Source organism: Pseudomonas sp. LB-090624, assembly GCF_003205205.1.
Lineage (GTDB): Bacteria > Pseudomonadota > Gammaproteobacteria > Pseudomonadales > Pseudomonadaceae > Aquipseudomonas.
The window spans coordinates 220,161-231,604 of sequence record NZ_QJRL01000001.1 but is presented as its reverse complement, the minus strand read 5'-3'; the positions used below and the strand labels follow the sequence as shown (position 1 = coordinate 231,604).

Below are 11,444 nucleotides of genomic sequence, written 5' to 3'. Positions count from 1 at the left end.
GCACCTGCCGGCCCGACCCCGCAGTGCACCGGCTCGCCCCATAAAAACAAGAGATCCACGACAGATGAGCACTTTGCAACCCGCACGCCAGCTGCTGCCCGGCCTGTTGGCCATGTCCTGCGCCCTCCCCGTGTTCGCCGCCGACCAAGGTGGTTTCCTGGAGGACGCCAAGGCCACCCTCAACCTGCGCAACTTCTACATCAACCGCAACTTCGTCGACCCGGCTCACCCACAGGGCAAGGCCGAAGAATGGACGCAAAGCTTCATCCTCGATGCCCGCTCTGGCTTCACCCAGGGCACCATCGGTTTCGGAGTGGACGTACTTGGCCTGTACTCGGTCAAGCTCGACGGCGGCAAAGGCACCACCAACACCCACCTTCTGCCCGTACACGGCGATGGTCGCCCCGCCGATGACTTCGGCCGCCTGGGTGTGGCGCTGAAAGCCAAGTTGTCCGAAACCGAGCTGAAAGTCGGGGAATGGATGCCGGTCCTACCGATCCTGCGCTCGGACGACGGTCGTTCGCTGCCGCAAACCTTCCGCGGCGGCCAGCTGACGTCGAAGGAAATCGCCGGCCTGACCCTGTACGCCGGCCAGTTCCGCGGCAACAGCCCGCGCAACGACGCCAGCATGGAAGACATGTCGCTGAACGGTAGAGCGGCGTTCACCTCCGACCGCTTCAACTTCGGTGGCGGCGAGTACACCTTCAACGACAAGCGCACCATGATTGGCCTGTGGGATGCCCAGCTCAAGGACATCTACCGCCAGCAGTACCTCAACCTGACGCACAGCCAGCCGCTGGGCGACTGGACCCTGGGCGCCAACCTGGGCTACTTCATCGGCAAGGAAGATGGCGCCGAACGTGCCGGCAAGCTGGACAACCGCACTGCCTCGGCGCTGCTCTCTGCACGCTACCAGGGCCACACATTCTACGTCGGCCTGCAGAAAGTCAGCGGCGACGATGCCTGGATGCGGGTCAACGGCACCAGCGGCGGCACCCTCGCCAACGACAGTTACAACTCCAGCTTCGACAATGCCAAGGAGCGGTCCTGGCAGGTGCGTCATGACTTCAACTTCGCCAGCGTCGGCGTCCCGGGCCTGACCCTGATGAACCGCTACATCAAGGGTGACAACGTTACCGCTGGTGGCGTGGATGACGGCAAGGAATGGGCGCGCGAGACCGAGCTGGCCTACGTGGTGCAGTCGGGCAGCTTCAAGGACCTGTCGGTGAAGTGGCGCAACTCCACCATGCGCCGCGACTTCAGCACCAACGCGTTCGATGAAAACCGGCTGATCGTGAGCTACCCGCTGAATCTGCTCTAAATCAACTGGCCTCTCGCGGGTAAACCGGCTCTTACGGGATGGCCACAGTTTCAAAAGCTGTGGCCACCCTGTGGGAGCAGGTTATATACGCGAGGCGCTCAAGGATAACTTTCGGCTATAACCAAATCCATAAACCTTCTTTGACGACATAAGAAGTAACCGCTTGAATAGGGCCCTGACCTCGCACTAGAGCCGTGAAATGGACCTCCGCCAGCTGCGCTACTTCATCGCCCTCACCGAATACCGCAGTTTCGTCCGCGCCGCCGAAGCCATGGGCATCACCCAGCCCGCCTTCAGCCGCGCCATCCAGGGCCTGGAACACACATTCGGCTGCCCGCTGGTCGACCGCGCCAGCAAGGCCCTGCCGCCTACCCCGGAAGGCCAAGTGGTGCTGCAACACGCTCGCCGTCTGGTGCAAGGCGCGGTGCAGTTGAGCAACGAAGTGCTGCAAATGACCAAGCTCGACGCCGGCGAGCTGCACTTCGGCAGCGGCCCAACGCTGGCCGTGCGCCTGGTGCCTGATGCCCTGCGTCACTTCATCGAACGCCACCCTGGCATCCATACCTCGCTGCTGGTGGACAATGCCGAACGCCTGGGACAGGCACTGCGCCGTGAACAGATCGAGTTTTTCGTCGACGATATCCGCCCGTTCGAAGCAGACCCCAGCTTTCATACCGAACCTTTGTCGCCCCGCCCAGGCCTGTTTTTCTGTCGCCCAAGCCACCCGCTGCTGGCCAAGGAAAGCCTGTCGACCAACGACCTGTTCAGCTATCCGCTGGCCAGCGGGCTGCTCGCGCCTGGGGTACGCAAACGCCTGGCCAACCTGAGCGGGCGCAACGACTTCACCCCGCATTTGCAGACCGAACACCTGGCTATCCTGCGCAGCGTGGTACAGGCCAGCGATGCCATCGGGATTGCCAGCGAAGAGGCCCTGGCCGATGACCTGGCCACCGGCACGCTGGTGCGCCTGCACTGGCGTAATCTGCCGCCGGCGCTGGAGGTGCTGAACGTGTATTGCGGCGTGGTCAGCCGCAGCGGCTACCGGCTGTCGCCAGCGGCGCGGGCGATGATCGAGACCTTGGTCGGGCTGGATATGCCAGTGCGGGCCGCCGCCATTCGCTGAGCTGATGATGGTGGTGGCTGCGGGCTATCCTGAGCTATATCGGTTGCCAGTTCAGGCCCTATCGCCGGAACCGGCAACACCCCCGACCAGGCAAACCAGGGAGGCACAACAATGAAAACCCTCGTCGACCACCTGAGCCAGTACGCCAGCTATCACCGCGACCCTCGCAACATCGTCACCCACTTCATCGGTATCCCCATGATCGTGCTGGCGGTCACCATCCTGCTGTCGCGCCCCGGCTGGCAAGTCGCGGGCATGTGGCTATCCCCCGCCCTGCTGGCAGCGGCCGCCTCGGTATGGTTCTACCTGCGCTTGGACCTGCGCTTCGGCCTGGTGATGGGGTTGCTGCTGGGCTTGTGCCTGTGGGTCGGCCAGGCTCTGGCGGTTCAGGCAACCGGGCTGTGGCTTGGCGCCGGGGTGGGAGGATTCGTGGTGGGCTGGATCATCCAGTTCGTCGGCCACTACTACGAAGGCCGCAAGCCCGCCTTTGTCGACGATGTCAGCGGGTTGATCATCGGGCCACTGTTCGTGGTGGCCGAAGCGGCATTCATGCTAGGGCTGTGCCCGGTCCTGAAACAGGCCGTGGAGAGCCATGCAGGGCCGGTGGCCGTGCGGCCCATGTAAAAACTTACGCGGACTGTGCGGGAGCGGCCTTGTGTCGCTCCCACAGTCGGGGACTGCGCAGCGATCAGCTACGCGACTCCACCCCCAGTTCATCCCACACCGACTCTGCCATGTGGAAGGTGGCATTGGCCGCTGGAATGCCGCAGTAGATCGCGCTCTGCATCAGCACTTCCTTGATCTCGTCGCGGGTCACGCCATTGTTGGCCGCTGCACGCAGGTGCAACTTCAGTTCATCGTTGCGGTTCATGCCGATCAGCATGGCAATGGTGATCAGGCTGCGGGTATGGCGGGGCAGGCCCGGGCGGGTCCAGATGTCACCCCAGGCGTGGCGAGTGATCATTTCCTGGAACTCGCCGTTGAAGTCGTTGAGCTTCTCCAGGCTGCGGTCCACGTGGGCATCGCCAAGTACCGCGCGGCGCACTTGCATGCCGGCGTCGTAACGTTGTTTCTCGTCCATGGCAGTGTCCTCAGTGAGCCAGCAGGAAGTCGAGCACGCGACGGCTGAATGCCTCGCCAATCTCGACGTTTGACAGGTGTGCCGCCGGGAAGTCGACGTACTCGGCACCGGCAATACCGGCTTGCATGAAACGGCCATGCTCCGGGGTCGTCACCACGTCCTCGGTCCCCGACACGATCAGTGCAGGCACCTGGATACGGCCCAGTTGCTCACGATAATCGGCGTCACGCACTGCCGCGCAGTTGCCGGCATAGCCCTGCGGGCTGGTTTGCGCCAGCATCTGACAGATGCGCTGGGCCTCTTCAGCCTGCGCCTGGGCGAAGCCTGGGGTGAACCAGCGGGCGATCGAGGCATCGCGCAGGTCGACCATGGCCTGCTGGCCGCCCTTGAGCACAGTGTCGATACGGGTGTTCCAGACCTCGTCGTTGGCGATCTTGGCGGCAGTGTTGCACAGGGTCAGGCTGTGCAGGCGGTCGCCGGCATTGATGCCCAGCCACTGGCCGATCAGGCCGCCCATCGACAGGCCGACGAAGTGGGCCTTCTGAATGTCCAGGCCGTCGAGCAGTGCCAGCACGTCGCGGCCAAGTTGTTCGATGCTGTAAGGGCCTTCAGTGACCAGCGATTCGCCGTGGCCTCGGGTGTCGTAGCGCAGCACACGGAAGTGCTGGCTCCATAGCGGTAGCTGGGTGTCCCACATGCCCAGGTCGGTACCCAGCGAGTTGGACAGGACCAGCACCGGGGCGTTTTCCGGGCCATCGATCTGGTAATTCAAAACGCCATCAGCCAGTTGCAAATGCGCCACAGCGGTCTCCTTCAGGCAGTGAAACGTTGATGTTCGGACACGGCACGCGCCACCCAGACGCGGGCCTGGCCCAGGTAATGGGCTGGGTCGAGCAGGCGATCGAGTTCCTCAGCGGACAGTTCGGCACTGACCTGGGGTTCGTCACCCAGCACAGCACGCAGGTGACGCTGCTCGGCCACCGCGCGCTGACAGCACTGCTCCAGCAGGTGGTGGGCCCGGTCGCGCCCCAGGCGCTGGGCGAGGACAATGCTCACGGCTTCGGCCAGCACCAGGCCCTGGGTCAGGTCGAGGTTGCGGCGCATGCGCGCGGCATCCACCTCCATACCCTCGGCAATCACCTGAGCCTGGCGCAGGGCGCCGGAGACCAGGCAGCAGATATCAGGCAGGGTTTCCCATTCGGCATGCCACAGGCCCAGGCTGCGCTCATGCTCCTGAGGCATGGCACTGAACAGCGTCGAAACCAGCCCTGGCACGCGGGTCGCAGCGCCGATCAGCACCGCAGCGCCGACCGGGTTGCGCTTGTGCGGCATGGTCGAAGAACCACCCTTACCCGGCGCAGACGGTTCGAACACCTCCCCTGCCTCGGTTTGCATCAGCAGGCTGATATCGCGGCCAAACTTGCCCAGGCTGCCGGCAACCAGGCCCAGTACCGAGGCAAACTCGACCAATCGATCGCGCTGGGTATGCCAGGGTTGCTCGGGCAGGGTCAGCTTGAGTTGCCCGGCCAACGCCTCGGCCACTGGCATCGCTTTGCTACCCAAGGCGGCCAGGCTGCCCGAGGCACCGCCGAACTGCAGCACCAGCAAGCGCGGGCGCAGCTCCTGCAGGCGCTGGCGGTGGCGGGTCAAGGCGCCCAACACCCCGGCCAGCTTCATGCCCAGGGTCACCGGGGTGGCGTGTTGCAGCCAGGTGCGGCCCACCAGCGGTGTATCGGCATGCTTCAAGGATTGCTGCGCCAGCGTCTCGGCCAGCCTGCCAAGGTCGGCTTCGATCAGGTCGAGGGCATCGCGCAACTGCAGGACCAGCCCGGTATCCATCGCATCCTGGCTGGTAGCACCCAAGTGCACGTAGCGCTCGGCTTCCGGCACGCCAGTGGCGATTACCTTGCCCAACGCCTTCACCAGCGGGATCGCCGAGTTGCCCGCGGTCGCGATGGCATTGGCCAAGGCGCCAACGTCATAGCGCTCGGCCTGGCACGCTGCCTCGATGGCCGCCACTGCACTGTGCGGGACCAGCCCGGCAGCAGCTTCGGCATGGGCCAGCGCGGCCTCGAAATCGAGCATGCCCTGCAGGCGGCCACGGTCGGAGAAGATCTCGCGCATGGCCGGCGCGGTGAAGTAGGCGTCGAACAGTTGGTTGCTCATGCAGCATCCTTAGTGATCATGGTGCAGGTACTCGGCCTGCTTCGGCAGGCGCAGGCTGAACAGGAAGGCTATCGCCATCATCGCCGTCACATACCAGTAGAAGGTATTTTCCATACCCATGGTCTTCAGCCCCAGGGCCACGTACTCGGCCGAACCGCCAAATGCGGCGTTGGCCACCGCATAGGCCAGCCCCACACCCAGCGCGCGCACCTGCGGCGGGAACATCTCGGCCTTCACCAGGCCGCTGATGGAGGTGTAGAAACTGACGATGCACAGTGCCAGGCTAATCAGCACGAAAGCCATGAACGGGCTGGTCACGGTTTTCAGTGCCATCAACAGCGGCACGGTGCACAGCGTACCCAAGGCGCCGAACAGCAGCATCGAATTACGCCGCCCGATGCGGTCGGAGAGCATCCCGAAGAACGGCTGCAGCACCATGAACAGGAACAGCGCGCCGGTCATCACGTAGCTGGCGTTCTTCGCCGTCATGCCGGCGGTGTTCACCAGGTACTTCTGCATGTAGGTGGTGAAGGTGTAGAAGATCAGCGAGCCGCCAGCGGTATAGCCAAGCACGGTGACGAAGGCCGCCGCATGGTTGCGGAACAGGCCCTTGATGGTGCCAGCGTCCTTGTCCTGGCGGGTTTCGGCGCTGCTGGTCTCATGCAGCGAGCGGCGCAGCATCAACGAGATCAGCGCGGCGATGGCCCCCACCACAAAGGGAATGCGCCAGCCCCAGGCCCGCAGTTCATCTTCGGTCAGCAACTGCTGCAGGATCACCACGACCAGCACGGCCAGCAACTGGCCGCCGATCAAGGTCACGTACTGGAACGAGGCAAAAAAGCCGCGCTGCCCGCGCAGGGCCACTTCGCTCATGTAGGTGGCGGTGGTGCCGTACTCGCCACCCACCGACAGGCCCTGGATCAGGCGAGCCAGCAACAGCAGCGCCGGAGCCCAGGTGCCAATGCTGGCGTAGGTAGGCAGACAGGCGATCATCAGTGAGCCGAAGCACATCATCAGCACTGAGATCATCAGGGAATTCTTGCGACCATGGCGGTCAGCGAGGCGGCCGAATATCCAGCCACCGATGGGGCGCATCAAAAAACCTGCGGCGAATACGCCTGCGGTGTTCAGCAGCTGCACGGTAGGGTCGTCGGAGGGGAAGAAGGCCGGGGCGAAGTAGATCGCGCAGAAGGCGTAGACGTAGAAGTCGAACCATTCCACCAGGTTGCCCGAGGAGGCACCAACGATAGCGAAGATGCGCTTGCTGCGCTCTTCGCCGGTGTAATAGGTTGAGGTCATGACGTTTTTACTCCTGGAGGGTCCTAGGTAAGTCTAGACATACCTAGTAACACACTCGTTCCGCTATCTGGCTGGCAATTGGCCCTACGTCTGACAGGTCCGGCCTCTTCGCGGGTAAACCCGCTCCCACAGGGGTTGCGTGGATCCCTGTGGGAGCGGGTTCACCCGCGAAGAGGCCGTACAGGTCAAACTCGCTCGATGGCCAGCGCCAGGCCTTGGCCGACACCTACGCACATGGTCGCCAGGCCCTTGCGTCCACCACTCTTCTCCAGCTGATGCAGCGCAGTCAGCACCAGGCGCGCACCGCTCATGCCCAGCGGGTGGCCCAAGGCGATAGCGCCGCCATTAGGGTTCACCTGCGGCGCGTCATCGGCCACACCCAGCTCACGCAGCACCGCCAGGCCTTGGCTGGCGAAGGCTTCATTCAGCTCGATCACATCGAAATCATTCACCGCCACACCCAGGCGCTCGGTCAGCTTGCGCACCGCCGGCACCGGGCCGATACCCATCACCCGCGGTGCAACGCCGCCGCTGGCCATGCCCAACACGCGGGCACGTGGGGTCAGGCCGTGTTTCTTCACTGCTTCGGCCGAGGCCAGAATCAACGCTGCTGCACCGTCGTTCACGCCCGATGCGTTGCCAGCGGTGACAGTCTTGTCCGGGCCATTGACCGGCTTGAGCTTGGTCAGCGCTTCCAGGGTGGTTTCCGGGCGCAGGTGCTCGTCACGCTCAACGATAACTTCGCCTTTCTTGTGGGCGATACGCACCGGTACGATCTCTTCGGCGAAGAAGCCAGCAGCCTGGGCAGCAGCAGCCTTCTGCTGACTGCGCAGGGCGAAGGCGTCCTGGTCAGCACGCGACACCTGGTAATCGTCGGCCACGTTGTCAGCGGTTTCCGGCATGGAGTCGACGCCGTACTGGCTCTTCATCAGCGGGTTGATGAAACGCCAGCCGATGGTGGTGTCTTCCAGCTTCATGTTGCGCGAATAGCCGCTTTCGGCCTTGCCCATGACGAACGGGGCACGCGACATCGACTCGACGCCGCCGGCAATCGCCAGTTCCATTTCACCGCTGGCGATAGCGCGGAAGGCGGTGCCGATGGCATCCATGCCGGAGGCGCACAGGCGGTTCAGGGTCACGCCTGGAATGCTTTCTGGCAGGCCAGCCAGCAGCAGCGCCATACGTGCCACGTTGCGGTTGTCTTCACCGGCCTGGTTGGCGCAGCCGAAGAACACCTCGTCAACCTGGTCCCATTGCACGCCGGGGTTGCGCTCGATCAGCGCCTTCAGCGGCACAGCGGCCAGGTCGTCGGCCCGCACACCCGCCAAGGCACCGCCAAAGCGGCCGATCGGGGTACGGATGGCGTCACAGATGAATACGTCTCGCATCAGGCTTCTCCTGCCGGCTGGCCATGGGCCGCGGCGGTACGGGCATCGAGGTCACGCAGGGCGGACAGCTCGATTTCGGTGGGTTCGGTAGTGGTCTGCACGTGGCATTTGGAGGCTCCTGGTCAGGGTGCTTCAGTGAGCTCAGATTAAGGAGACTGGTGGGTGGCTTACAATCCGATAATCGACTCTATGTGCGGTTATCGAACAATTTGTTGCCCTGCTACTCATCTCCGTTCGCAGAGCCACCCCTGCTTTCACGTTGCGTCGGCATGGCTCACCAGGCCCTTAACGACCACACCCACGGTTGCCAGCGCCGCCGGCACCAGCAATGCGGTCAGCACCTGCTCGAAGTTCCAGCCCAGCCCCAGCAAGGTCGCGCCACTCCAGGCGCCGAGGATGGCACCAAACCGACCGATGCCCAGCATCCACGACACACCCGTGGCACGGCCCTGGGTCGGGTAGAAGCGTGCTGCAAGCGATGGCATCGCCGACTGCGCGCCGTTCACGCACATGCCCGCGATCAGTACCAGGGTGGCCAGAACGGTGATATTGCCCAGGCTCTGCCCGACGGCGTAAGCGAACACCCCGGCCAGCAGGTAGAAAATGCCGATCACCTTGTGCGGGTTGAAGCGGTCCATCGCCCAACCTACGCCAACGGCACTGAGCACGCCGCCAAACTGGAACAGCGCGCCGATGAACGCGGCCTGCTCCATGCTCGCGCCACTGTCACGCATCAGAGTGGGCAACCAGCTGGTCAGTAGGTAGACGATGACCAGGCCCATGAAGTAGGTCAGCCACAGCAGCACGGTCCCCAGGCCATAGGTGCCAGAGAAGATCACCGCAAACACGTTGCGCGCGGCCACGGCCTTCTGTTCCGGCACGCTGAAGCTACCCGCCTCGGCTACTACCTGTGGCGCAATCGGCGACAAGGTCCTGCGCACCTTGTCGGTGCCACGGTTGCGTACCACCAGGAAGCGTGCCGACTCCGGCAGCCAGACCATCAGCACCAGCGCCAGCAGCAAGGGCAGCACGCCGCCAATCACCAGCAGACTGTGCCAGCCATAAGCCGGAATCATCTTCGCGGAAATGAAGCCACCACCGGCCATGCCTAGGTTGAAGCCGCAGAACATGCTGGTCACCAGCAACGACTTGAGGCGCTCCGGGGTATATTCGGACAGCAGCGTGGTGGCGTTGGGCATGCCGGCGCCAAGGCCCAGGCCGGTCAGGAAACGCAGCACCAGCAACTGGTCGACATTGGTGGCATAGGCCGAGGCCAGGCTGAAGCCACCGAACACCAGTACCGCCCCTACCAGCACACCCTTGCGGCCAAATCGGTCGGCCAGCGGCCCGGAGCCGAGGGCGCCGAATACCATGCCGATCAATGCGGCACTCATCACCGGGCCGAGGCTGGCGCGGTCGATTCCCCATTCCTGTGACAGCGCCGGGGCGATGAAGCCCATGGCGGCGGTGTCAAGGCCATCGAGGAAGACGATCAGGAAGCACAACAGCATGACCCGCCACTGGTAGCGGGACAGCGGCTGCTGATTGATGAACGACTGGACGTCGAGGCTTTTGCCGACGTTGTTTTGCGCTTGGTTCATTGTTGTTATCCAGAATATGAGGCACAGCCAAGCCACTGCACGCGGCTAACCGGTACAAGTTGGCAATGATCGGAAAAGTTGGCCTGTGTCAGCCTGGATACAACGGGACTGCATGCGGGTGCGGCCGCGGCAGCGAAGGGACAGTATGCATGGTGAGTGCCTCTTATGTTTTTCTTGTTCGGTCGGCACAGCCGACCGTTGCGAGAAACATTAATCAGCGGGCGCAGGTGACGCAATTCACCGGGAGCGACACTGTGCGTTTATCGAACAGAGATGGCTTTTACCTGTTCTATTTTGGGGCCGCTTTGCGGCCCCGGCCAGGTCAACCAAACAACTGATGGCAAAGGTCGCGGCTGGCCGCCAGCAGAATCGGCAGGAAGCGCTGCTCCAGCTCGCTGCGCGTTACCCGCCCAACATGGGTACTCACGTTCAACGCCGCCAGTACCTGCCCCGAAGCGTCATACACCGGTACTGCAATCGACCGCAGCCCCTGCTCCAGCTCCTGATCCACCACGCACCAGCCCTGGGCGCGCACCTGCTGAATGCAGGCAAACAGCGACTCAGGGTCATGCAGGGTACGGCTGGTCCGCGCCTTCAGGTCGGCGCGCTCCAGGTACTCGCGCAAGCTGGTGTCATCCAGCGCCGCCAGCAGAATGCGCCCCATCGACGTGCAGTAGGCCGGCAGGCGCCCGCCCACCGACAGGTCCACCGAAATCAACCGCTCGACCGTGGCGGATCGGGCTATATAAAGGATGTCATCGCCTTCGAGGGTGGCCATGTTGGCCGCCTCATGCAATTGATCGCTGATTCGGTCCAGGTAAGGCTGGGCCGAAATCGCCAGTGGCGTCGACGACAAGTAGGCATGCCCCAGGGTCAGCACTTTCGGCAACAGCGAATAAGTACGCCCATCGGTGGTGGCATAGCCGAGCTTGATCAACGTGTGCAGGCAGCGGCGCACGGCGGCACGCGGGATTTCCGTGCGATGGCTGATCTGCGCGATGGTCAGGTGGCGCTTGCGCTCCTGGAAGGCCTGGATGACGGCCAGCCCACGCGCCAGCGATGTCATGAAGTCCGGATCGCCGGTAAAAGCCTGGATGCGCTTGGCCGGGGAGGCCACGATTGGCGGCGCCATGGCCGCAGACGCAGGTCGCCCCGCCTCCGGATTGGCGGAATCGTTGTCCACGGTTTGGTCACTCATCGCACACCTCAAAAAAAACGCCGGTTCGTGCGATTATCGAACAAACGGCCGATAATCGCAATTGACCGCTGACACTTTTGCTTATACCTTTCTCATGCCACTTGTGGCTTCTTTGGAGAGACTGGTCAGGTACCCACCGTAGAAGTCCCCAGGCAACGGCCTCGCCTTACGGCGAGGCCGTTTTTCATAACTACCCCGCCCGTACATTTCAGCGAACTTTTATCCGCGTTGCCTTTCCAAGTTGTACGAAAGGCCCAAATTGTTTGC

General features: G+C 63.3%; 10 protein-coding genes and 1 pseudogene. 3 read left to right on the top strand and 8 right to left on the bottom strand.

Features of this window, described 5'->3' with window-relative positions:
- Positions 1-64 precede the first annotated feature (64 nt).
- The 3 genes from DMX11_RS01135 to DMX11_RS01125 all read left to right on the top strand — a co-directional run bounded on the left by DMX11_RS01135 (position 65) and on the right by DMX11_RS01125 (position 3,068).
- On the top strand, positions 65-1,321 hold the full coding sequence (locus tag DMX11_RS01135) for an OprD family porin (protein WP_110742680.1): 1,257 nt from the start codon (positions 65-67) through the stop codon (positions 1,319-1,321).
- A gap of 199 nt (positions 1,322-1,520) precedes the next feature.
- Entirely contained in the window at positions 1,521-2,444 is a 924-nt protein-coding gene (locus DMX11_RS01130) for a LysR family transcriptional regulator (RefSeq protein ID WP_110742679.1), read from the top strand.
- A gap of 111 nt (positions 2,445-2,555) precedes the next feature.
- Positions 2,556-3,068, top strand: coding sequence for a DUF962 domain-containing protein (locus tag DMX11_RS01125; protein ID WP_110742678.1), 513 nt, complete (start codon positions 2,556-2,558; stop codon positions 3,066-3,068).
- A gap of 64 nt (positions 3,069-3,132) precedes the next feature.
- Here the strand turns inward: DMX11_RS01125 and pcaC are convergent, their stop codons facing one another.
- The 8 genes and pseudogenes from pcaC to pcaR form a co-directional block, all read right to left on the bottom strand.
- Positions 3,133-3,525, bottom strand: coding sequence for a 4-carboxymuconolactone decarboxylase (gene pcaC, locus DMX11_RS01120; RefSeq protein WP_012273983.1), 393 nt, complete (start codon positions 3,523-3,525; stop codon positions 3,133-3,135).
- Between the two features lie 10 nt (positions 3,526-3,535).
- The gene (pcaD, locus tag DMX11_RS01115; RefSeq protein ID WP_110742677.1) at positions 3,536-4,327 is read right to left on the bottom strand and encodes a 3-oxoadipate enol-lactonase; all 792 of its coding nucleotides are present in this window, start codon (positions 4,325-4,327) and stop codon (positions 3,536-3,538) included.
- An 11-nt stretch (positions 4,328-4,338) separates the two neighbouring features.
- Positions 4,339-5,691 carry a 3-carboxy-cis,cis-muconate cycloisomerase gene (locus DMX11_RS01110; protein ID WP_110742676.1) on the bottom strand — a complete coding sequence of 451 codons (1,353 nt, stop codon included), beginning with the start codon at positions 5,689-5,691 and terminating at the stop codon, positions 4,339-4,341.
- Between the two features lie 9 nt (positions 5,692-5,700).
- Complete coding sequence (locus DMX11_RS01105; RefSeq protein ID WP_110742675.1) at positions 5,701-6,990, bottom strand: MFS family transporter; 1,290 nt, start codon at positions 6,988-6,990, stop codon at positions 5,701-5,703.
- 185 nt (positions 6,991-7,175) lie between these two features.
- On the bottom strand, positions 7,176-8,381 hold the full coding sequence (pcaF, locus tag DMX11_RS01100; protein ID WP_175442624.1) for a 3-oxoadipyl-CoA thiolase: 1,206 nt from the start codon (positions 8,379-8,381) through the stop codon (positions 7,176-7,178).
- A pseudogene (locus DMX11_RS01095) lies at positions 8,378-8,479 on the bottom strand (CoA-transferase subunit beta); the annotation flags it as partial. The pseudogene DMX11_RS01095 and the gene pcaF, both read right to left, overlap by 4 nt.
- Positions 8,480-8,632: 153 nt before the next feature.
- Positions 8,633-9,979, bottom strand: a complete 1,347-nt coding sequence (locus tag DMX11_RS01090; RefSeq protein WP_110742674.1) for an MFS transporter — start codon at positions 9,977-9,979, stop codon at positions 8,633-8,635.
- 322 nt (positions 9,980-10,301) lie between these two features.
- Positions 10,302-11,177: a pca regulon transcriptional regulator PcaR gene (gene pcaR, locus DMX11_RS01085; RefSeq protein ID WP_110742673.1), complete on the bottom strand. Its 876-nt coding sequence runs from the start codon at positions 11,175-11,177 to the stop codon at positions 10,302-10,304.
- Between the last annotated feature and the right edge of the window lie 267 nt (positions 11,178-11,444).